General features: G+C 35.4%; 19 protein-coding genes, 1 pseudogene and 1 other annotated feature. Of the genes and pseudogenes, 13 read left to right on the top strand and 7 right to left on the bottom strand.

The genetic code is table 11. The annotated features are described in order from the left end of the window. Positions 1 to 129: 129 nt before the first annotated feature. Positions 130 to 942, top strand: coding sequence for a hypothetical protein (locus V192_RS0104530; RefSeq protein ID WP_128080791.1), 813 nt, complete (start codon positions 130 to 132; stop codon positions 940 to 942). A 1017-nt stretch (positions 943 to 1959) separates the two neighbouring features. On the opposite strand, the gene V192_RS19290 is transcribed toward V192_RS0104530, so the two are convergent. From V192_RS19290 to V192_RS0104510, 3 genes are all read right to left on the bottom strand, one after another. Continuing rightward, positions 1960 to 3081 carry a glycosyltransferase family protein gene (locus V192_RS19290; RefSeq protein WP_239644561.1) on the bottom strand — a complete coding sequence of 374 codons (1122 nt, stop codon included), beginning with the start codon at positions 3079 to 3081 and terminating at the stop codon, positions 1960 to 1962. Between the two features lie 559 nt (positions 3082 to 3640). After that, on the bottom strand, positions 3641 to 4555 hold the full coding sequence (locus V192_RS0104520; protein WP_025869145.1) for a helix-turn-helix domain-containing protein: 915 nt from the start codon (positions 4553 to 4555) through the stop codon (positions 3641 to 3643). A 460-nt stretch (positions 4556 to 5015) separates the two neighbouring features. Continuing rightward, entirely contained in the window at positions 5016 to 5345 is a 330-nt protein-coding gene (locus tag V192_RS0104510; protein ID WP_025869144.1) for a hypothetical protein, read from the bottom strand. Positions 5346 to 5681: 336 nt separating this feature from the next. On the opposite strand from V192_RS0104510, the gene V192_RS0104505 reads away from it, so the two are divergent. From V192_RS0104505 to V192_RS0104460, 10 genes are all read left to right on the top strand, one after another. Continuing rightward, a complete protein-coding gene (locus V192_RS0104505; RefSeq protein WP_025869143.1) occupies positions 5682 to 5999 on the top strand; it encodes a hypothetical protein in 318 nt (105 codons plus the stop codon). Between the two features lie 215 nt (positions 6000 to 6214). Beyond that, positions 6215 to 6262 (top strand) — a sequence feature (sodium ion sensor (DUF1646 type); this cis-regulatory element may regulate processes involved in with the transportation of sodium ions). Positions 6263 to 6428: 166 nt separating this feature from the next. Then, positions 6429 to 6755: a hypothetical protein gene (locus V192_RS0104500; protein ID WP_025869142.1), complete on the top strand. Its 327-nt coding sequence runs from the start codon at positions 6429 to 6431 to the stop codon at positions 6753 to 6755. Continuing rightward, positions 6742 to 8745, top strand: coding sequence for a V-type ATP synthase subunit I (locus tag V192_RS0104495; RefSeq protein ID WP_025869141.1), 2004 nt, complete (start codon positions 6742 to 6744; stop codon positions 8743 to 8745). Before V192_RS0104500 ends, V192_RS0104495 begins: the two co-directional genes overlap by 14 nt. A 15-nt stretch (positions 8746 to 8760) precedes the next feature. Then, complete coding sequence (locus tag V192_RS0104490) at positions 8761 to 9234, top strand: V-type ATP synthase subunit K (RefSeq protein ID WP_010760283.1); 474 nt, start codon at positions 8761 to 8763, stop codon at positions 9232 to 9234. Positions 9235 to 9247: 13 nt separating this feature from the next. Then, on the top strand, positions 9248 to 9829 hold the full coding sequence (locus tag V192_RS0104485) for a hypothetical protein (protein ID WP_025869140.1): 582 nt from the start codon (positions 9248 to 9250) through the stop codon (positions 9827 to 9829). Between the two features lie 97 nt (positions 9830 to 9926). Further along, positions 9927 to 10928 (top strand): V-type ATPase subunit, encoded by a 1002-nt coding sequence (locus V192_RS0104480; RefSeq protein ID WP_025869139.1) that lies wholly within the window; start codon positions 9927 to 9929, stop codon positions 10926 to 10928. After that, entirely contained in the window at positions 10918 to 11229 is a 312-nt protein-coding gene (locus V192_RS0104475) for a V-type ATP synthase subunit F (RefSeq protein WP_025869138.1), read from the top strand. Before V192_RS0104480 ends, V192_RS0104475 begins: the two co-directional genes overlap by 11 nt. Positions 11230 to 11356: 127 nt before the next feature. Further along, complete coding sequence (locus V192_RS0104470) at positions 11357 to 13138, top strand: V-type ATP synthase subunit A (protein ID WP_025869137.1); 1782 nt, start codon at positions 11357 to 11359, stop codon at positions 13136 to 13138. Then, a complete protein-coding gene (locus V192_RS0104465) occupies positions 13131 to 14507 on the top strand; it encodes a V-type ATP synthase subunit B (protein ID WP_025869136.1) in 1377 nt (458 codons plus the stop codon). The genes V192_RS0104470 and V192_RS0104465 overlap by 8 nt, the downstream gene beginning before the upstream one ends. Positions 14508 to 14513: 6 nt before the next feature. Next, positions 14514 to 15152 carry a V-type ATP synthase subunit D gene (locus tag V192_RS0104460; RefSeq protein ID WP_025869135.1) on the top strand — a complete coding sequence of 213 codons (639 nt, stop codon included), beginning with the start codon at positions 14514 to 14516 and terminating at the stop codon, positions 15150 to 15152. 46 nt (positions 15153 to 15198) lie between these two features. Here V192_RS0104460 and V192_RS19285 read toward each other — a convergent pair. Further along, positions 15199 to 16133, bottom strand: a pseudogene (locus tag V192_RS19285) (serine hydrolase); the annotation flags it as partial. A gap of 339 nt (positions 16134 to 16472) precedes the next feature. Between V192_RS19285 and V192_RS0104450 the strand changes: the two are divergent. Together V192_RS0104450 and V192_RS0104445 are read left to right on the top strand one after the other, a co-directional pair. Next, positions 16473 to 17996 carry an ABC transporter permease gene (locus tag V192_RS0104450; RefSeq protein WP_025869134.1) on the top strand — a complete coding sequence of 508 codons (1524 nt, stop codon included), beginning with the start codon at positions 16473 to 16475 and terminating at the stop codon, positions 17994 to 17996. A gap of 15 nt (positions 17997 to 18011) precedes the next feature. Next, entirely contained in the window at positions 18012 to 18671 is a 660-nt protein-coding gene (locus tag V192_RS0104445) for an ABC transporter ATP-binding protein (protein WP_025869133.1), read from the top strand. Positions 18672 to 18718: 47 nt separating this feature from the next. Here V192_RS0104445 and V192_RS0104440 read toward each other — a convergent pair whose 3' ends face one another. The 3 genes from V192_RS0104440 to ccpN form a co-directional block, all read right to left on the bottom strand. Next, the gene (locus tag V192_RS0104440) at positions 18719 to 20614 is read right to left on the bottom strand and encodes a fructose-bisphosphatase class III (protein ID WP_025869132.1); all 1896 of its coding nucleotides are present in this window, start codon (positions 20612 to 20614) and stop codon (positions 18719 to 18721) included. A gap of 12 nt (positions 20615 to 20626) precedes the next feature. Beyond that, positions 20627 to 21442, bottom strand: a complete 816-nt coding sequence (locus V192_RS0104435) for a pyruvate, water dikinase regulatory protein (RefSeq protein ID WP_025869131.1) — start codon at positions 21440 to 21442, stop codon at positions 20627 to 20629. 116 nt (positions 21443 to 21558) lie between these two features. Then, positions 21559 to 22194, bottom strand: a complete 636-nt coding sequence (gene ccpN / locus V192_RS0104430) for a transcriptional regulator CcpN (RefSeq protein WP_025869130.1) — start codon at positions 22192 to 22194, stop codon at positions 21559 to 21561. Positions 22195 to 22320 lie beyond the last annotated feature (126 nt).

Below are 22320 nucleotides of genomic sequence, written 5' to 3'. Positions count from 1 at the left end.
GCCGAAATAATAGTTGAAGATGTAAAAAAGTAGAAAACAATATCAATAAAGGGGAAAAAATGGTTCTTAGATGCGTTGAAATACAAAAGTCTATTTAGTTAAACAAAGATGATCGGATAAGATATTTGATTGAACCTAGCTTTTTTAAATGAGTTTTCAAAAATAATAAATTTTAGAAATGAGTATGACCAAATGAAAAGATTGTTGATTTTAATGGGATTATTGTTCTTTATAACAGGTTGCGTGTCAAGTACAGATAGAAAGTATGCAGATGAATTAGCAACTGATTTTATTCAAAATGATTTAGGGCTAAAAAACACAAAAGCAAAAATGAATAGAATATTAGCCGACGAAGGTGGCAGTGTCAGGATGTCGATTTTATTCAGTGAGAATGATTTAAAAACGGCTGAAGAAAAATATGTTACGGATATAACAAAAGATATAAGCAAAAAAAAAGCAAAAAATCGTTTAGAATTCAAAACGACTGTTGTTCATGATGAAGAGGAATCCCTTTGGCTATATTCTAACTTGATTGAGGCGCTTAATATTAGAGTTAGTGAGCTGTTTGGAAATGAATTTCTCACCGAAGTTGATTCATATTTAGCTGAGTCTTATCAGTTGACTGACAAAGTTCAACCGTTTGATTTTGCTGAGATAACGGACAAAGTAAAAGAACTAAAAAGATACAATGCACGTATGTTTATAGAACCACTAGAAGTTGCGGGCTATAAGACGATAGCAAAGGACTATGAATGGCTTATTTATGCTTCAACGAGTGAAAAGCTCGATTGGCTAACTAAATATAAAGAGCAATTCCAAATAATCTTAATCATTAAATCAGAACATGGGATTAAAGGCAATATCGAGGAGTCGATTAAAATAGATGAATTAAAAGAATACAGTAATTTTTCAGTGAAATTTAGTATTGAAAATGCAGAATAGGAAAAAAGCTTTACATTTATTCTTGTAAGAACATAACAAATAAAAATGGTTCTTCTCCAGATGGTATTTGAGACACCTATTGAACATGATATGTGAAAATCAGATAAATACTCCAAAATCAGTCAGGCAACTTAACGAGCAGAATGTTCAATTTGGCTTTAACTATTTTAGGAGTACAAACCTTCAATGGTTAAATCTAGAAAAAGTTGAAACTTAAAAAAAGTAGTAGGTGAAAGAATGTCATTATTAATATTTCCGATATTTCCGTTAGTTATTTTGTGTTTAGCATTATTCTTTGGAATAAAAAAATGTCATTCAAGAGTATATTGTTTATTAACAGCGAGTATTTTTGTTTGCGTGCAGTTAGCTTTTGGGTTTAGGTTTTCCGATATGTCTAATGAGCAGACACTTATTCTTATTCTGCTCATCTTGTCATTATTAAGTATACCCATAACTTATTTTTGGTCCTTTGATAAACGAAAAACCACACTAACTTCAATTAAAATAATGAGTTATAGTATATTGAATTTAGTATGGGCAGTCATTACTGTAGAAACCTTTATCGTAGGTTTTTCCCTTTTTCTGTCTATAGAAATGGGAATGTTTTAAATGTTTCTTAGCAAAGCTCAAAAAGGACCATGCTGAGAAATAGTGTTTTGTTTTTAATCAAAAAAATCATTTTAGCATTACGGCATTATCGTCGGCTAGTCGTTTTTTGCTTGAACAAAACCATTACACAGATCACTAAAATTGAAAGGATAACTGAGACTCTTTGTATCATTGTTTTTTTATATGAGATAGTAAGCGTATGAACACCAGAATCCAGTTTTACTGTGACTAAACCAGCTTTATTATATGAGTCGATTTTTTTGGTTCCGTCGCTTACTTCATAGCCCTTGTAATAAAACTTAGTTAGTTGCACTTCTTGAGTCCCATTCGTTTGAAAGGTGTAGCTGCTATAATTATATGTGTTGTTGGTTTGGCTAGCTGAATTGGTATAAGGAATGCCGTCGATGATCAGGCAGGAGCGGCAAAATAGCTTTTGAAATCCGTCCCTTTGATGAGATATTCTTTGCCATGACCGATTTCAGATGCATAAAAATCATTAAAATTTTCATTGGTCACAGTAACATTATTTTGGATGTTACTTTGCATTAAATTGTTCACGTTAAAGCTGATTGTTAACAAACTACATAGAGCAATAAATACGGCTAGATATTTACCAGAAAAAAGCCGGAATTGTTCAATCAAACAAACCGCAAGTAAACTGGTAAAAAAAGAGGCAAATAATAATAATCGCCAAGGAAACTGGATCATCGCCAACACTGATCCTTTAAACAAGCCCCACGGGAAAATATTTGTAGCAAATAAGAGCATAAAAATTGTGACGAATGTAAGGCGTTTATTGGAAGGTGTTAATGTTCGGAAATGAACAGCAGCAATAATGGTAGCAACTAAAAGTAATAGTCCAATATTAGGTTTTAATTCGGTGAATGGCGCACTCAGATTGGAAAGACTATTTAAAAACAAATTACCTAAGCTAAAATTCAAACCGCTTGCCCAAAGTGTTGTATTACTAAAATTAAATGTTAAATGATAGATTTGTTCAAAATAAGGAAATAAAAACCACGCAGATAAACCAAGAGATAATAAACCAGCTTTAATCAAGCTTTTCATTTGAGGCCACTTACATTTTCTCCAATTGATCAATAGGAAGACCAACAATAAGACAACAGAGTAAAAGGCAGTAATCAAATGACCAGCAATCAATAAACTCATTCCAATACCAAGTAATTGCCAGCGGTGTTTATCACTATAAAAAATGGAGTAGACTCCCAGAACAAACAATGGCAAGAATGCAAAAGCTAAGGTTTCTCCAAGCGCTGCACGAACAGATTGATCAATCAATCGATAAGTAGAAAGAGTATAAAAGCAAGCAAATAAAAGTGCTTGTTTTTTTGTCTTTTTTATAGAATACAGAAAATAATAAGAAGTAATAGCAGTAATAAAACTGATCAATAATTGATACAAATAGTAGGAAGGAACAAAAGAGAGTCCGATGATTCTAAAAAACGCAAAAGGCAGCAACAAAATAGATGGATAGAATAAATCGGCGCCATAGCCAAAATTTAAACCCATCGTTGGGAAGACTCGGGGGAAAAAATCAAGGTGTCTAACAGCTTGAGTATAGCTTTCTAATCTTGTTCGATGAAAGATTAGATCATCTTGACTAAAAATATAGTTGTTAAAAAAGTACGGAAAGATTGAAAGAATACTGATCCATAATAAAAGTAATAAAATGATTAGGTTGGTTTTGTTATATTTTATATTCAAAAATGTTCGCCTGCTTTATCTTATTTTCTTTATTTTAACAGAATAACGAATAAAAATATAAAATAATTGATATTAAGAAACAATACTCACAGGGGAATCTGAATTTAAAAGCTAAAATAATTTTTTTAGGTGAAAATCATTGAGTAGGATAGTAAAATGGGTGAATGACTAGAAGGCAAACTTAAGGTATTTGGAAGGAAAAACAACAAACGAACAAATATAGAATATTTATTGACCAAAGGGTTGATATTTGTAACACGATGTAGTATTATAAATGTACCCTAACAGTATTTTCATTTTACTCAATCTGAGTAATACTCCTTATCCCACCTTGAAAGAGGTGGGATATTCTTGGTTTGTTAAACTAGGACTCTTTAAGTAATCCGACCGCATAGTTATTTAGCATTTTTTCGCTATCTCGCTCATGTGTTAACATTTTCACTTCTTTTTTTACTTGTTCAGCTTGTAAAATGTCACCTGTATTTTCCAATAGATGTATAAAGTCATATACTCGTTCCATATAAATAGGTTCACCTTCAAGAATATAATTTAAGAGATTTGTTAAATATTGAAGGTTCAACTTAAAACTGTAATTTTCATTCTGTTTATCTTGTTTTTTTGCTAGCTTGATATATTTTTCAGCGCTATTATAATCTTTTGCGTATAACCGCATTGAAATTAAATTGATCAAGATATTATGAGCAAATTTTTTAGTAGTGAAATCACGTTGTTCTTCGTATTTTATTGGGAACATCCTTGCAAGTAATAAATCAGATTGCTTTGCATTGAAAAAACGAATCAAATTTGCTGTGATAATATAATCATATTGAATATAGAAAGATTTGTTCAGTAAATCTTCAAAAATATCATTTACTTCCTCTAAAGTCACTGGATGAACTTCTTCCCAATGTGCATTGAAAAAATTTTTAATACCAATATAATTTGATAAATCTCGTAATGATTTTTTTTCTTTATTTTGTAGTGAATAATAATAATTTAGCAACTTTTGTTTCGTGGTTTTATTTTCTAAATGAGCACCGCAATAATAGAATGTTTCTCTGAAATCTTGTTGTTGCTTATCAAATGTTGTGAAACTAAAGAATTCCTCAACACTAATGGATGTTTGATTTAGTATTTCTTCTAGTTCATTTACTTTTAAAGAGCGTTTGCCGCTTTCAATTTTTGAATAAGTTGATGGATCTGTAAATTCAGACATCATTTCTCTTTGAGTTAACTTCAATTTATGTCTAAAAAAACGTAAAGTTTCTGTGATATCCAAGCGTTTCTCTCCCTTCTTATGCGATTATAGCATGAATTTAACAATATATTCCTATTTTTAATAAAAAAATAAATATTTTTTCGGATTTTTATGCTAATTTCGCACTTTTGAATTTTAAGGCTTTATTTTTTTTCGTCTGTTTGTTATTCTTTACCTAAGGAAAATTATTTGTTTGCAAACGTTGATTTTTAAAAAAATGAGTGGAGGTGTGTTTATGATTTCATTAATAGCAGTTGTTGCTAGTGCTATTTCTGTATTTGTAGTTACAGGAGGAGTCTAAAACGTATTGAACTATCTCTTATTTAAATTGGATTAGAAAACAATTTTGTAAACAAAGAATTTAACTAAAAAACTAAATGTATAAATAAAAAGTGCGTAACAAAAAAAGTGCAAAATAGTAGCTTCTGATTTACTTTTCCTGTTGAATGAAGTAAATCAGAGGCTATTATTTGATTTGCTTTTAATTAGACTCTTCCAACGGTACAGGCATGATATAGGCTTCTAAACCATATTTGGCCGCTAGGCTCTTTGAAAATGATTTCTCTTCAACCATTTTCATGTAATCAAAAAACTCGACCTCACTATCAGTCGGTATTTCTCTAGAGAGAATTTCTTGATTATAGGTTAAAGCGATCGCTTTTGAAAAAAAGTAAGAATCATTTTTAGAAATGGATAGCCGCAATGTATCGCCAAATAGAATATCATTTTTCTCAGAAAAAGCATCGCTTTTTTGAGAGACTAACCATGTATTATGGAAAGTTGTTGTTATCTTTACCAAATGTTGTTCCATTGTTTCTCCTCCAGTTGTTGAATTGATTACTCTTTCTTTGATTATATCAGATAGTACGGAATTTCGGACATAAAAATAAAATAATTTGAAAAATCACCCGTTTTATTCACTTTTTTAAGAATTCAATCAGATTATCATAATTTGAAGATTGAAAAAGAAGTCTTGATTCAAACTAAGATTGTCTATCCATTAAATGTTTGATATGATAAACAAGGATTTTGGTCAAAAACTAGTTAAACAAAAATGAAAAAGAGTAGTTTTTATGTTTATTCACTTGATTTAATCTAAAATAATTCTTATTGATGGGTAGTAGGGAATAGTAAAAGGAGTACAGTTATGCAAAAAATCACACCTGAAAAGTTTAGGATCTTATTGGAAAATAGAGAAGATCGTTTTGCAATTATTATTAATCATTGGTTTTATTACATAGAAAAGGGTCGAGTATATCGATTTCAGCAACATAATAACACGAAACTTATAGCCTTGATGGGCTCATTTTATGAAGACGAGATCAATGAAGAATCGTTTATGGTTGAATTGAAAAAAAGTATTATCAATCAAATGCAGTATGATTGGTTCACTGATGTCTGGAAAGAAACGATTGTCGAGCGAGTAAGTCGTGCGCCATATGAATTAGAAGCTTTCTTTTTTTAGAGATTACTGTGCGTATTATTTGTAAAAATAGAAGTAGGGTAGTAAGATAAACTTATCCTAACAATAAACTTTTTTTCATTTACTCTCATGAGTAAGACTCCTTGTCCATCTTCAAATGAAGGTGGACTTTTTTTTATAAGTCAGATAAAGTTTACTAGAAAATCAGTTGTAATTTTAGTATTTTTTTGCTAAGATACAGACATATGAATAAAAATGGTTGGGCGCAAGCTTCAAGGATCAGGTTCTTCAAGGGGTGAGAAGAATGGTTTTTTGAACTTACGCCCTTTTTTTATTTTTCAATCAAAATTTTTAAGGGAATACGATTTGCGTTAAAAAAAGCAAGAGTTATTCTCTTTTTGATTGTAATAAAAGGGTAGACATTGAATAATAAGGATGAAGACAAAATAATCTGATGCTAGGGGTGAAAAAATGGTTTTAGAGGCACTAGATAAAATTCGCGAAGCAGAAATAAATGTTGAAACAATGAGACAAACGGTTAAAACGGAACTTGACTTATACGAACAAAAAAAAGCAGAGGAATTCAAGCAAAAACAAATGGTAAGTCAGGAGAAAATCACAGCACTTCTTCATGAATTAGAGACACAAAAAAACGCGGAGCTGCAAAAAGAAAAAGATATTTTACTAAGTGAAGCGAAAGAACAAAATCAAGATTTTAGAGAAAAATATGAAAAGAATCAGGAATCTATTATTGATTATGTAATAGAAAGGGTGAAAAAAATCTATGGCAGTCAATAAAATGGAAAAAATGACGATCATAGCTGCTTCAGAAAAAGAAGAAGCAATTCTTCAAGCCATTCAAGGGATGCAAGCAATCGAGATCAAAGATTTTTTTCATTCAAATGTAGATAGTTCTTATATAGAAAAAAACTTCGCCCAAACATTATTGGCAGAAGATGACAGTCAAAAGAAACGTTTTCAAACAATGTTGTTGGAAATTCAAGATTCATTAACATTTATCGAACGTTTTTCAGAGAGCTCCTCAAAAAATAAACCGTTAAAAAGACAGGTTCGGACACTGACTTCATTGGAAGAGAATTTTGATGAAGGGAAAATCAGTGGTTATTTAAAGGAAATAGCTGAGCTAAAAAGGGAATTGGCGAGAATTGATTCTACCAGAAAAGAGCTGTTATCCAAGGAAAAATGGCTTGCTCGTTGGCAATATTTAGATATCGTCCCCAAAATGAATCCATCTGAAAATACAGATATTTTACTTGGCTCGATCAGTTCAGCCAACCATACGTTATTTTTAGCAGATCTAGAAAACCTTGACTCTATTTATGTCGAGGAAATTTATCATAGTCAAAATCATGTGTATTACAGCTTGGTTTATTTAAAAAGTCAACTAGCACAGGTCGCGGAAATCACCGCACGTTATAGTTTTAACGAATTCAATTATCCATACGATATCCTGCCTAAAGAAGCCTACCAACAGAATAAGGAACAATTGGCATTACTTGTCGAACAAGAAAAGCACACTAAGAGCGAGCTGTCTTCTCATCGAGCTCATTTGGAAGAATTGTTTCTTGCTGAAGAGATGACCTATGCGTATATTCATCGTGAAGAAGCGAAAAAACATCTGTTGAATACAACGTATTTCTTTATTATGCAAGGGTGGATTCCAGTAGATGAAAAACGAGAATTGACGAGTGCATTAGAAGACACATTGCCAAAGAATGAAGTGTATATCGCTTTTGACCAGCCGACAGCCACTGAAATTCAAACGGATATCCCAGTAAAGTTAAAAAATAATTCTCTCGTGACACCATTTGAGATGCTTACGGAGATGTATAGCTTGCCAAAATATGATGAAATCGATCCAACGCCGATCATGACACCATTTTATATGGTATTTTTTGGAATGATGGTGGCTGATATTGGCTATGGTTTATTAATGCTTTTTGGTGCATTACTTGCACTAAAGTTTTTAGTTTTACCACGTGGAATGAAGCGGTTTGCTGATTTCTTTCTGATTTTATCGTTTCCAACAATTATCTGGGGTTTTATTTATGGGTCGATTTTTGGCGAGGCTTTGCCAAAAGTATTGTTTGGTATTCAACTGCCATTTCCAATTTTATCGACCACAGAAGATGTCAATACGATTTTGATTTTATCGGTTATTTTCGGATTTATTCAGCTATTAACTGGGTTAATGGTCAATGGGATCGAACTGACCAAGCGCAAACGATATTTGGATAGTATCAGCGAAAGCTTTGCTTGGCAAGGGTTATTGGTAGGTATTTTGATTATTGTTTTGGGGATGCTGGTATTCGATAATGACGGATTAGTGACAGCAGGGATTGTTGTAGCAGTCATATCTGCGTTATCTATTGTGATCGTGCCGATTATTCAAACGAAATCAAAAGTTAAAGGCTTGGCTAAAGGATTATATGGTTTATATGGGTTGACCAGTTATATTGGAGATTTAGTCAGCTATACTCGACTAATGGCGTTAGGGATTTCTGGTGGGAGTATTGCTGCAGCTTTTAATATGCTAGTAGCATTTATGCCGCCTGTAGCTAGGTTTACAGTCGGAATTTTATTGATTATTGCTTTGCATGCATTGAATCTCTTTTTAAGCTTATTGAGTGCTTATGTACATGGTGCACGTCTACAATATGTGGAGTTTTTCGGAAAATTCTACTCTGGCGGTGGTCGTGCGTTTAAACCGCTAAAAACAGAAGAAAAATATATGAACATTGAAAAAAAATCAAAAGTCAAAGAATAGTGGAGGAATAATAACATGATAGATTACTTAATTAACAACAACGGTGGCATTCTTTTTGCAGTCTTAGGAATGGCAATGGCAACGATTTTAGCTGGAATTGGTTCAGCAAAAGGTGTTGGTTTTACTGGTGAAGCAGCTGCAGCATTGACAACAGAACAACCAGAAAAATTTGGGCAGGCCTTGATTTTACAACTCTTGCCGGGTACACAAGGATTGTACGGATTTGTTATTGCTTTCTTGATTTTTATTAATTTAAACAATGATATGACAATGGTTCAAGGGTTGGATTATTTTGTTGCATCATTGCCGATCGCATTTGCTGGTTTATTTTCTGGGATTGCGCAAGGTCGTGTAGCAGCAGCTGGTATTCAAATTTTAGCGAAGAAACCAGAGCATGCAACAAAAGGGATCATTTACGCTGCCATGGTTGAAACTTATGCCATTCTTGGGTTCGTTATCTCATTCTTACTTGTACTAAATGTGAAGTAACAGGAGGAAAAACATGGATGCAATCGAAAAAATCGTCGAGCAAATTCTAAAAAAAGGTCAAACAGAAGTTTCGGAGATGAAAGAAGCAGAAATGAAACGGATCGACCGAGAATATCAAGAACAAGAAGAAGCCTTGATTTTACAAGAGAGTAAAATAATCGAAAAAAATGAAGAACAGGTCAATAAATCATTTAAGCAAAAACAAAATCGACAACAGTTGGAGATCAAACAAGCCACATTGAATCAAAAACAAGGCTACTTAGAACAGTTATTTACAGAAGCAGTCGGGCGGATGAATCAATGGTCAGAGAGTGAATTTCAGCTATTTGCTCAGCAAATCATTGTTCAACTACCGATTGAAGGCGAAGTTGTGTTGCAATTAGGTGCTTTTTCAAAAGGAAAGTTGTCAGAACAATGGTTGTTGGCACATTCTACTGATCGGTTGACTCTGAGATTAGAGAAAGAAGTGATTCCAGCTGTTGGCGGATTTATTATTGCCAAAGAGGGAATCGAATATAACTTTTTATTTTCTACCCTTGTTCAGGAAATCAAAAAAATGGAAAGCTTTAAAATAGCGGAACTGTTGTTTCAATAAAACGAATGTTTAAAGAGTATGTTTTGCAATGTGTTATCTAGCTAAGCTCAAGATGACTAAGAGGAACATCGTTACTTACTAGATTAGGAGGATCCTGATGAAAGAGACTGCATATAATCAAATCAATCCTTTGATTCGTCTTAAAGAAACAGAATTATTGAGTAATGCTCAATATGAACAATTATTGAATGCTAAAAATACAGAAGAACTAAAGGATATTTTGAAAAATACTGTGTATGGTGCGTATATGACAGCTGATTTCACTGAACGGTTTGAATATATCTATTCAAAAGAGAAAGGCAGATTATATGAATGGTTGTACGAAATGGCGCCAGAACCAGAAGTCATAACAATCTATACATCTAGAATCACGTTTCATAATTTAAAAGTTTTGACTAAAGCTGAGCTAACTGGAAAAGAGTTGGATTATCTGTTTATTGATGATGGTCGTTATTCCATTGAGACGTTAAAAAGTGCAATTCGTACACGTCTATCGACAGAATTACCAGAGGCATTAATGTCAGCGATTCTTGAAGTATTGGATTATTTTCAAGAATCTTCTATGCTACAGGCAATCGATATTATCTATGATCGGAATTTTCTAACCTTTCAACGCCAGTTAGCTGAAAAAATAGGTGATCAAGATATCAAAGCAGAGGTCATAGCTTTTATTGATTTAACCAATATTTCCACAATGGCTAGAGGAATTATTCAAGGACAGCATGAAAATTTCTTATCAACAGTTTTATCCAGTTCAGGCAATATTTCAAAAGAACAATTTTTAGAATATACAGACCAGTCATTAGCTGTGTTTACAGAATTTGTTTTAGGAACGAGTTATGGTACCTTGCTCGCACCGATTGTTTCTGCTGAAACCAAAGAATTGGATTTGGTTGCATTTGAAAAAGTCAAAGATAATTATCTGACAAGTTTGTATGATAAAGCAAAAATCATGGCGTTTGGTCCATTGCCGCTGCTGGCTTTTTTAAATGCTAAGGAAGTGGAATGGAAGAATCTACGCTTGATTTTAGTTAGTAAACGAAGTGATTTTCCAATAGAAGTCATTAGAGAAAGGATGCGTGTGACAGATGGTGTATAAAATCGGTGTAATCGGTGATAGAGATTCTGTGATGCCTTTCAAACTTTTTGGCTTTGAGGTTGTTTACGCGGTTTCGTCAAATCAAGTTAGAGAGACGATCGAATCAATGGCAAAGAATAATTTTGGCGTTATCTTTGTGACAGAAGATGCTTCTGAATTAGCCGTTGAAACGATTCAACGGTATAAAAGTGAAGTCACTCCGGCGATTATACTGATCCCAAGTCATAATGGAACTAAAGGTATCGGCTTGAAGGAAATTCAGGATAATGTTGAAAGAGCCGTTGGTCAGAATATTTTGTAGACTGTTGAAGAGATGTTCAGCAGTAGGTGTGATTTAAATTCGCAGGCTAGATCTTTTGGCAAATAGATAAATTAATTTGTTTAAAAGCTAAACGCCTGCTCAGCTTTACTGAATAGGAGGAATGATTTTGCAAACTGGTAGAATTATTAAAGTATCCGGCCCTTTAGTGATGGCTGAGAATATGTCTGATGCAAGTATTCAGGATATTTGTCATGTAGGAGATCTGGGTGTTATCGGAGAAATTATTGAGATGCGAGGAGATGTCGCATCTATTCAAGTCTATGAGGAAACAACGGGAATCGGTCCTGGTGAGCCAGTTATAACAACGGGTGAAGCATTATCAGTTGAACTGGCACCTGGATTGATTTCGGAGATGTTTGACGGGATTCAACGCCCGTTGGATACACTTGCTAACGTAACAGAAAGTAACTTTTTAAGTAGAGGAGTGCAAATTCCAGCGTTAGACAGAAGTAAAAAATGGCTATTTGAACCAACCGTTTCTATAGGAGACGAAGTTTCCACAGGAGATATTATTGGATTCGTTCAAGAAACAAAGGTGATTCCGCATAAAATCATGGTTCCTTTTGGCATCCGCGGAACTGTAAAAGAGGTTAAGCAAGGTGAGTTTACGATCGAAGAAACCATTTATATCATTGAAACTGCAACTGGTGAACAAGAATTTACTATGATGCAAAAATGGCCTGTTCGTCGTAGTCGTCCAATTTTAGAAAAATTAAATCCAGATGTCCCACTTCTAACAGGTCAACGGGTCATCGACACCTTTTTTCCAGTAACTAAAGGTGGAGCAGCAGCCGTTCCAGGCCCATTTGGTGCAGGAAAAACAGTTGTTCAACATCAAATTGCGAAATGGGCAGATGTTGATTTAGTTGTCTATGTTGGTTGTGGTGAACGCGGGAACGAAATGACAGATGTATTGAATGAATTTCCTGAGTTGATCGATCCAAGTACAGGCGAGTCTGTAATGGAGCGAACAGTCTTGATCGCCAATACCTCTAATATGCCAGTAGCAGCTCGTGAAGCGTCCATCTATACAGGAATCACCATTGCAGAATACTTCCGTGATATGGGCTATTCTGTGGCGATCATGGCCGATTCAACTTCTCGTTGGGCTGAAGCTTTACGTGAAATGAGCGGACGCTTAGAGGAAATGCCCGGTGACGAGGGTTATCCTGCGTATTTAGGTAGTCGATTAGCTGAATATTATGAACGGGCTGGACAAGTTATTGCATTAGGAAAAGACCATCGTGAAGGAAGCATTACCGCAATTAGTGCAGTTTCGCCGTCTGGTGGAGATATTTCTGAGCCAGTTACTCAAAATACGCTGCGTGTAGTAAAAGTTTTCTGGGGCTTGGACGCTACTTTAGCACAGAAACGTCATTTTCCATCGATCAATTGGTTACAAAGCTATTCTTTATACGATTCAGAAGTGGGGAAATATTTAGATCAGCAGCTACAAGTTGATTGGTCTGAAATGGTTCAAGAAGGTATGCGTATTTTACAAGAAGAGTCACAATTAGATGAAATCGTTCGTTTGGTTGGGATCGATTCATTGTCAGATAAAGATCGCTTAACTTTAGAAGTTGCAAAATCGATTCGTGAGGATTATTTACAGCAAAATGCGTTTGATGAGGTGGATACGTTTACGTCAAGGGAAAAACAGTATAAAATGCTGCATTTGATTTTGACTTTCTACAAAGAAGGACAAATGGCTTTGACTTTAGGGGCTTATTTATCCGAGATTATGGCTGGAACTGTAAGTCTAAGAGACCAAATCGCTAGAAGTAAATACTTGCCGGAAGAGCAAATCGATCAATTAGATGAACTAGTAGATGACATTAAACAACAACTGAAGCGAATTGTTGCAGACGGAGGGATGACAAATGATTAAAGAATATCGTACGATTAATGAAGTTGTCGGTCCCTTAATGATCGTTGAAAAAGTGGAAGGCGTAAAATATGAAGAATTGATTGAGGTGCGGATGCAAAACGGTGAAATTCGGCGTGGACAAGTGCTTGAGATCAATGGTGACAAAGCAATGGTTCAGATTTTTGAAGGAACCAGCGGCATCAATCTGCGCGATTCAAAAGTTCGTTTTTTAGGTCATCCTCTTGAATTAGGTGTTTCAGAAGATATGGTGGGTCGAATTTTTGATGGATTAGGTCGTCCCAAAGACAATGGACCTGAAATTTTACCTGAGAAAATGCTTGATATCAATGGTGAAGTCATCAATCCTGTTGCCAGAGACTATCCAGATGAGTTTATCCAAACTGGAATTTCTGCGATTGATCATTTAAATACTTTAGTTCGTGGGCAAAAATTACCGGTATTTTCGGGTTCAGGTTTGCCACATAAAGAACTAGCCGCGCAAATCGCTCGCCAGGCAAATGTGCTAAATAGCGATGAAGAATTTGCGGTTGTTTTTGCGGCAATCGGGATTACTTTTGAAGAAGCTGAATTTTTCATGGAAGATTTCCGTCAAACAGGTGCCATTGATCGTTCGGTGATGTTTATGAATCTAGCTAATGATCCTGCAATCGAGCGAATCGCTACACCGAGAATGGCGCTCACTGCAGCCGAATATTTAGCGTATGAAAAAGGGATGCATGTTCTTGTGATCATGACAGACATGACCAATTACTGTGAAGCATTACGTGAAATCTCTGCTGCACGTCGCGAAGTACCTGGTCGACGTGGCTATCCAGGTTATCTTTACACCAATTTAGCGACACTTTATGAACGTGCAGGTCGTATTCGCGGGTTAAAAGGTTCTGTGACCCAGATACCGATTTTAACGATGCCAGAAGATGATAAGACGCATCCGATCCCTGATTTAACAGGCTATATTACCGAAGGACAAATTATTTTGTCTAGAGACTTGTACAAGAGCGGCATCCAGCCGCCAATCGATGTATTACCATCATTATCACGTCTAAAAGATAAGGGGACTGGTGAAGGGAAGACACGGATCGATCATGCGCCGACCATGAATCAGTTGTTTGCGGCCTATGCTCAAGGAAAACAAGCCAAAGAGCTAGCTGTCGTGCTTGGAGAGTCCGCATTGTCTGATGTTGATAAAATTTATGCGAAATTTGCGGATCGATTTGAAAAAGAATACGTAAATCAAGGATTTTACACGAATCGTTCGATTGATGAAACGCTGGATCTTGGCTGGGAGCTCTTGTCGATGTTACCAAGAACAGAATTAAAACGAATCAAAGATGACATGTTAGATGAGTATTTGACTGAAGGAGAGTGATCAAAAGTGGCTCGGTTAAATGTGAATCCTACAAGAATGGAACTCTCTCGTTTAAAAAAACAACTTGGCACAGCAACGCGTGGGCACAAATTATTAAAAGATAAACAAGATGAACTGATGCGTCGTTTTATCTTGCTTGTCAAAAAAAATAATCAGTTACGGATCGATGTAGAGCAGGAATTGACGACGGCATTGTCTAATTTTGTATTGGCTAATGCTACTTTAAATGAAGCATTCATTGAAGAATTAGTAGCTGTACCGGCTGATGATATCACATTAGATGTGATTGAAAAAAATATTATGAGCGTTACTGTACCAATCATGAACTTTCACTATGATGAAACGGTGACACAAGCGCCTTTGAATTATGGTTATCTAAATTCAAATGCAGAATTAGATAGTGTTTTTGATAAAATTTCGACTATTTTGCCGAAATTATTGGAACTAGCTGAAGTGGAGAAGACGTGCCAGCTGATGTCAGAAGAAATCGAAAAAACGCGGCGACGTGTAAATGCCTTAGAGTACATGACGATTCCTCAGTTAGAAGAAACGATCTATTATATTCAAATGAAGTTGGAAGAAAACGAGCGTAGTGAGATTACTCGTCTCATTAAAATTAAAAATATGGGCAGCAATGCCACATAAAAAATAAAGCTGTGATAGTGGATAATTCCATTATCATAGCTTTATTTTTGGGATAGTCATTACTTTGAATGTTCCACAACTGATCTGTAACCGAAGCAATAAATGGAATACCAGCATCTGTTTGTCCATTAGTAAATATGGTGAGAATGAATGGCTGCTCTGTTTCTAAAATACCAATATCATGTAGAAAACCCGCATATGATCCAATTTTGTGTGCTACTTTACCCGATGTTGTGGGTGTATCCATTCGTTCATGAAAGACTGTATTTTTCATGTAGTCATAAATTGTTTGATACTCCTGATTTGTTGCTTTTTCTTTGTAGAGGATTTTGAGTATTTTTGCTGCGTCCTCAGAAGTAAATTTTGCATCGTCCCATTCGGTTTCTTTTTGCAAGAAATGAGCATAGAGGCTTTTTTCGCCGCAATATCTCCGCCAAATGTGTCATACAACATATTTTTAGCAATATTGTCAGAATACGTGATGCTGTATTCTTGTAATGTTCTTAGTGAATACTTTGGCTGAATATCATTGATGATAATTCCAGTCCCATCCTCATAGTCTTCTTTTTCGTTAAAAGTAAGCTGATCATCCCATTTTAAACTACCAGATTGAACTTTGTCAGCAATCATCATAGCTAAAGGAACCTTGATTGTACTGGCACTGTAAAATTCTGTTGTTCCGTTGACTGAAATTTGCTTTCCCGTTGTTAAGTCTACATAAGTCATTCCAACATCGCCGTTGAAGTTTTTAGCAGCATCTATCATGGTTTGCTCGACTTTATGGTAAAAATCTGTCAATTCAGGAGATTCCTTTTCAGGAGTTTTTATATTTTTAACGGCAGAATCATCCGTTTTTTTTGCTGGAATAGGAATTTTTTCACTCGATTCTGTTTCATTTGCGTAGTCTACTGTATGAGGTGAAAAAAAGAACGACACAATCAAAAAGAAACAAATAGAGAAAATCATCCCATATAGAGTCATTTTCTTTTTTTCCAAATACCTTTCGTTCCTTTCAAAAAATAAGTTATTACAATCATATCAAAAATTATCCAGACCGTTCAACTAAAAATACGATCACAACCATTTAATCATTTTTTCAATAGATTTGCAAGGTCAGATAAAAGACAAAGTACGATTCTGATTTAAGGTTTGTTTAAGGTAGATGAACTAATGTTGTACCTGTTCACAAGCACTACGCTCAGATAAGTTCCAAGTGATGCTTGAAGTCCAAAATGAAAGATAGAAAAAGAACAGCTATTTTATTTTTATGATTTTCAACGAAAGCGTAGTGGGGTTAGTGATAAATCAAGGAGGAATTATATGAATTTTATTAAACGAGCAATAGTAAGCATGAAAACAAAAAAGGGACGAACATTTTTATTATGTGCTGTTTTTTCCGCTATCTTGATTTTTGTTTTGGCTGGATTAACGATTCAAAGTGCGGCGCTGACAGCAACGGAAAATGCTAAAAAAAGTGTAGGTGCAACCGTCACGCTTTCAGCTAATCGAGAAGCTGCAATGAAAAAAAGTCAGGAGAGTGATAGTGGTGAGAGACCAGATCCAGGTAGTTTTAGTTTAACGCCAGTTTCATTAGCAGATGCGCAAAAGATTGCAGCACTGGATAATGTGAAATCCTATTCTTTTCTAGCATCATCTTCAGCTGGAGCAGGCGATGGTATCACACCGATTTCCAATGAATCTGAAAGTGAGGCCACAATGTCATCTACTGAGGGGAGTCAAAGCAATGAAATACCAGAAGAGCAGCCTCGAGAAGGCGGTCGTATGGGCGGCGGACCAATGTCTGGTTCAAAACAAAGTGATTTTCAAATAAGTGGTGTAATGGATCTGGCAAAGCAAAGTGATTTTTCTGAAGGTGTTGCCAAAATTATCAGTGGAGAAGGAATCAGTGAATCAGACGAAGGTTCAGCTAATGTTGTTATTGAACAAACTTTGGCTGAGGCAAATGAGCTGAAAGTCGGTGATAGCTTCAAAGTGACAGATCCGGAAGATGAGACAAAAAGCTATGAACTAATCGTTAAAGGGATTTACGAAACTTCCGAGAATGGTGACAGTATGGGGATGATGTTTAATTTTTTAAATCCAGCGAACACCCTTTATACTTCTTACACATTTGCTAATACCTTAAAAGGGGATGATTCAAAAGGGACGATCGACTCTGCAGCTTATACTCTTGATGATCCAAAACAAATGGATTCTTTTGTTGAAAAAGCTGAAAAACTGATCGATACAGACAGCTTCAGTTTACAAACGAATGATCAAGCCTACCAACAAATGCTGCAACCATTGAATAATGTTGCAAGTTTTGCAAAAAACATTGTTATTTTGGTAGCGGTGGCTGGAGTGATCATTTTGACCTTGATCGTGATGATGACTATTAGGGAAAGACGATATGAGATAGGTGTATTATTGTCGCTGGGAGAGTCTCGTTTCAAAGTTGTTTTACAATTTTTTAGTGAAATCATTATTTGTATGCTAGTCGCGTTAGCGATTGCGACTGTTAGTGGCGGCATCGTAGGGAATGTAGTTGGTGAGCAATTGATCAATCAACAAACAGAAACTATTCAGCAAACAGGGAATAATCAAGAAGGTTCTCCTGGAATGGGTGGAGGAGAACAAAAACAAGGTGGTCCTAGAGGTGATATGAACAGACTTAGCAAGAGTTCTGAAGAAACAAAAAATGCTATTGAAGAGTTGAATATCTCTGTTCAACCAAAAGAGATTGCAATCTTAGCAGGATTAGGTATTTTGATTAGTTTCTTCTCGATTCTTTTATCGTCCATCGGAATTTTAAGATTACAGCCTAAAAAAATATTGACCACATAGAAAAGAGGGAATGCGATGTTACAGACGCAAGAAGTAGGTTATTGGTATAAAAACGAACAGGAATTTTTGTATAAAAATGTGAATTTAGAATTTCAACGAGGGAAGATGTATGCAATTTTAGGGGCAAGTGGCTCTGGAAAAACGACCTTTCTTTCGTTGATTGCTGGATTAGATATACCTAAAGTAGGAACGATTTTATACAACGGTGAGTCTTTAAGTAAAATAGGGCTTAGAAATTACCGGAAAAATGATGTCTCGATTATTTTTCAAGCGTATAATTTACTACCTTATATGTCGGCACTAGATAATGTTTTGACTGCGATGGCAATATCTGCTTCCAAACAAACGGATAAAAAAGCATATGCTTTAGAAAATTTAGCCAAAGTAGGGATTGATGAAAAGCTGGCAAGTCAAAACGTCACACAGCTTTCTGGTGGACAACAGCAGCGTGTCGCAATCGTTAGAGCGCTGTGTTGTGATCATGAATTGATCGTGGCTGATGAGCCGACAGGAAATCTAGATGAACACACCTCAAAAGAAATGGTTCAACTTTTTCAAAAGGTAGCGCATGAACAGCAAAAGTGTGTTGTTATTGTGACGCATGAGCAGGAAGTGGCTGATGCATGTGATAAAGTCTATGAATTAAGAAATCGAGCGTTCAATGTGCTTAAATAAAAAAACAAGAACTAAGGCAAGCAATCAATGTTGTCTTAGTTCTTGTTTTAGTTAACAGCTGAACGGTGGTTAGCTGCTAGTTGTTGCTTTAACAGCTCTGCTTCTTTGATCAAGGTTGTGCCAATTGTAGTATCTTTGACTTTCAAGCGTTTTTTTTGGCGATCAACAATTTGACGTGTAGATATAATATCATCATTTTGTTCGATTGCAGTATTTTTATCAGAGAAAGGCTTGTGTGCTGCTAACTGCATCCCGAAAGAATTGTATAAAAGCGTGTAACCGCCGATCCCAGTTACTTTTTGATAGGATCGTGAAAAACCGCCATCTATGACAAGCATCGTGCCATCAGCTTTGATCGGTGATTCTCCTTTGATTTGTTTTACAGGAGTGTGCCCATTGATGATATGGGAATCATCGTCATTAAGCCCAAATTCATTTAGGATATGTTTGCAAATATTTGCGTTATTTCTTAACTCATAATACGAGTTTTTCACCTCCACATGTGTGCTGCTCTCATTGATAAAATAACGTTCAAACGTTTTCATTGCTTTTTTACCGAACAGCGAAGAGCTTTCACCACACCAAAGATACCAGACGATATCTGTTGAAAAATCTTCCGTTTGCCACGGTTTAGCAAAGGCATGTTTAATAGTCGATTCAAAGAAATCAAGTAATTTCTTACCTGCATACGTATTATTATTAAAGGTTATAGATTGAAAAGAACCGTCCTCAGTAAGAGGAATACAGCCGTGAATCAATAAATTATGGTTGTAAGACAGATAAAGCGAGCCTTTTTCTATCAGAAAAGCCATATGCTGATTCAATTTTTTCGAATGTTGAAATTGCTGCAATAAATCGGTGATGACTGACTCTTCCTCCGTAGACAATTGGTAAGGATCATACCAATCCACAGTTTGAAAACAAGTGTTGACTAATTTGTAAGTTTGATTATTGATCACAAGTTGATTCTTATGAATTTTATCTAGTAATAAACGATGATCCGTTTGAAATTCAGGTCGACGCTTGATGAGTTGGCCTTCAAGTTTTTCTTGTATGATGGCCATCGCTTGCTGAATCTTCATCGCATCTGTTGTTTCTGTCTGAGTAAGGTTTCTGTATGGATTTTTCTTAGGTGAAAATGACTGATTTTCCTGATATATTTTACGGCTATACGCTTTTAATAAATGCAAATCAATCCCGTAAGCTTCTTCTAAAAGGTCGAGATTTCCATAACGAGCACAAATTCGCAAGACATTAGCTAAACAAGCTTTTGATCCACTGACAGCACCGATCCATATGATATCATGATTTCCCCATTGGATATCTAGGGAATGATAGTTGATCAAGGCATCCATTATTTTATCAGGATGAGGGCCTCGATCGTAGATATCTCCGATCACATGCAAATGATCGATCACGAAGCGCTGAATTAAGTAAGCAAGATCTGTTATAAAGCGTTCCGCCTCGCCAAGTTCAATGATCACATTAATTATTTGGTGATAATACGCTTTTTTATCAGTCGTTTCATCATATTGATAAATTAGTTCTTCTAGAATATATGCGTAGGTTTTAGGCAATGCTTTGCGAACTTTAGAGCGAGTATATTTACTTGATGTGAAACGAACAATGATCAATAAACGTTCGATTGTTTCAAACCACCAATTTTGAGCCAACGCCTGTTGCTTCTTTAAAGAATGGATCTTTGAATCGGGATAATAAATTAAAAAACAAAGGTCATTCAGCTGTTGTGCAGAAAGTTCTTGGTTGAATAAGGTATAAACCTTGTCGCGAATACTGCCTGAACCGTTTCTTAAAATGTGATCAAACGCATCAAATTCTCCATGGAGATCGCTGATAAAATGCTCCGTCCCTTTAGGTAGATTTAAAATAGCTTCGAGATTTATGATTTCGGCAATCAGCTCATTGTCTTGAACGTTACTCATCTAAAGATCTCCTTACTGTTTGTTTTGAACTAAATCTTCAATGATTGTTGAGGTTTCTTCAATGGATTTTTTATCTACATTGATGACCAGAGCATTATATTTTTCAAACACACGATTAGCATAATCTAATTCTTCCTGAATACGGTCTGCATTAGTATATGCGGAATCTTCTTTCAAACCTAAAGAATGTAGGCGAGATTTACGAATATCCATTAAACTGTCGATACTAGCTGTTAAGCCAATAATTTTTTTAGGATCGATTTGATCTAACTCAGCAGGCAAAGAAACCTCTGGAATCAAAGGCAGATTAGCAACTTTGTGATTTCTGTTAGCCATATACATACTTAAAGGTGTTTTTGAAGTGCGGGAAACCCCTAATAATACATAATCAGCTTCTAAAAAGCCTTTTGAATCTTTTCCATCGTCATATCTCACAGCAAATTCAATAGCAGAAACACGACTAAAATATTGTTCGTTCAACTTATGGATTGCACCAGGCTCCTGTAATGGCTGAACGCCAAATGTTCCTTCAATTATTTCGCTTAATGGACTCATATAATCGACATATTGCAAGCTCGTTCGATTGGCGAAATCTTTGACCAAGGCGACCAGTTTTTTATTTACCAGTGTTGTAACGACGATTGCTTTATCATGTAGAGCATCTCTTAAAATAGGCTGAAGTAATTCTTCATCTGTAATAAAAGGGAAGCGTTGAATATCGCTCATGTCGATACTGGGGTATTGGGCTGAAACGGCAGAAATAATTTTTTGGGCCGTTTCTCCAACTGAATCTGATACTAAATAAATCTTGATTTTGTCTGTTTGCATGATTATACTCTCCTTTTTCTATGGTTACTCCTCACAGAATAAATTTAGTTGTATGGTACAGTGAATCTCGTCAATAATCTACTTGTGAAAAACTTCAAAGATTTTTTTCTGATCATCTAGTAATTTTCTTTTTCAATGTCATTCCCAGCGTTGATGAAATAAGCCATCATCCGGGTTTTTGTTACTTTTCCGATCACTTTTTTTGGCTGATCTATTTCAACGACAGGCAAGGTATCGATGCTATGCTGCAATAACAATCCGCCAGCTTCCAAAATCGTTCGATCACTTGTGATCGTAATAATGTTTGGCATTCGGCTCATAATCATAGCTACCGGTGTTTTCTCGGTATTCGGATTACTGATAGCTGCCCGTAATAGGTCTTTACGAGATAAGACACCATTTAATTCATCTTGGTCATTTTTTACATATAAAGAACCAACATCGTACATAAACAAATTAGTTACAGCATCATAAACAGTTGTGCTTTGATGAATAAGTATGGGAGGAAGCATGATATCTTTGACCGTTTTTTTATACAGTTTTTCATAGAGTAAAGGTTCAATTGTTTGACCTGTATAAAAGTAGCCAACTTTTGGTCTTGCATCAAGCAAACCAGTCATCGTCAAAATAGCTAAATCACTTCGCAAGGTTGCTCGGCTTAAACCCAGTGTTTTTGCGATGCTATCGCCACTGATGGGCTCATTTTCCTTGACGATTTTGATGATCTCCAATTGTCTTGAGGTAAGTTTCATTTTATCAACCTACTTTCTAAATGTGACACACTAATGATTATATATTTCTTATAAAAATAAAGCAACCATAAAAATAAGTCATACTAATTCTTGTTGACAACCAATGTGATACACAATATAATCATA

This window comes from Enterococcus crotali, assembly GCF_000633635.1.
GTDB classification, from domain to species: domain Bacteria; phylum Bacillota; class Bacilli; order Lactobacillales; family Enterococcaceae; genus Enterococcus_L; species Enterococcus_L crotali.
This window is presented reverse-complemented; position numbering and strand designations above follow the sequence as displayed.

Excerpts from the sequence above, each read along its gene's own strand:
- V192_RS19290 (WP_239644561.1), bottom strand. The coding sequence starts at position 3,081 with ATGGGTTTAAATTTTGGCTATGGCGCCGATTTATTCTATCCATCTATT.
- V192_RS0104510 (WP_025869144.1), bottom strand. The coding sequence starts at position 5,345 with ATGGAACAACATTTGGTAAAGATAACAACAACTTTCCATAATACATGG.
- V192_RS0104505 (WP_025869143.1), top strand. The coding sequence starts at position 5,682 with ATGCAAAAAATCACACCTGAAAAGTTTAGGATCTTATTGGAAAATAGA.
- V192_RS0104500 (WP_025869142.1), top strand. The coding sequence starts at position 6,429 with ATGGTTTTAGAGGCACTAGATAAAATTCGCGAAGCAGAAATAAATGTT.
- V192_RS0104495 (WP_025869141.1), top strand. The coding sequence starts at position 6,742 with ATGGCAGTCAATAAAATGGAAAAAATGACGATCATAGCTGCTTCAGAA.
- V192_RS0104490 (WP_010760283.1), top strand. The coding sequence starts at position 8,761 with ATGATAGATTACTTAATTAACAACAACGGTGGCATTCTTTTTGCAGTC.
- V192_RS0104485 (WP_025869140.1), top strand. The coding sequence starts at position 9,248 with ATGGATGCAATCGAAAAAATCGTCGAGCAAATTCTAAAAAAAGGTCAA.
- V192_RS0104480 (WP_025869139.1), top strand. The coding sequence starts at position 9,927 with ATGAAAGAGACTGCATATAATCAAATCAATCCTTTGATTCGTCTTAAA.
- V192_RS0104475 (WP_025869138.1), top strand. The coding sequence starts at position 10,918 with ATGGTGTATAAAATCGGTGTAATCGGTGATAGAGATTCTGTGATGCCT.
- V192_RS0104465 (WP_025869136.1), top strand. The coding sequence starts at position 13,131 with ATGATTAAAGAATATCGTACGATTAATGAAGTTGTCGGTCCCTTAATG.
- V192_RS0104450 (WP_025869134.1), top strand. The coding sequence starts at position 16,473 with ATGAATTTTATTAAACGAGCAATAGTAAGCATGAAAACAAAAAAGGGA.
- V192_RS0104445 (WP_025869133.1), top strand. The coding sequence starts at position 18,012 with ATGTTACAGACGCAAGAAGTAGGTTATTGGTATAAAAACGAACAGGAA.
- V192_RS0104440 (WP_025869132.1), bottom strand. The coding sequence starts at position 20,614 with ATGAGTAACGTTCAAGACAATGAGCTGATTGCCGAAATCATAAATCTC.
- V192_RS0104435 (WP_025869131.1), bottom strand. The coding sequence starts at position 21,442 with ATGCAAACAGACAAAATCAAGATTTATTTAGTATCAGATTCAGTTGGA.
- ccpN (WP_025869130.1), bottom strand. The coding sequence starts at position 22,194 with ATGAAACTTACCTCAAGACAATTGGAGATCATCAAAATCGTCAAGGAA.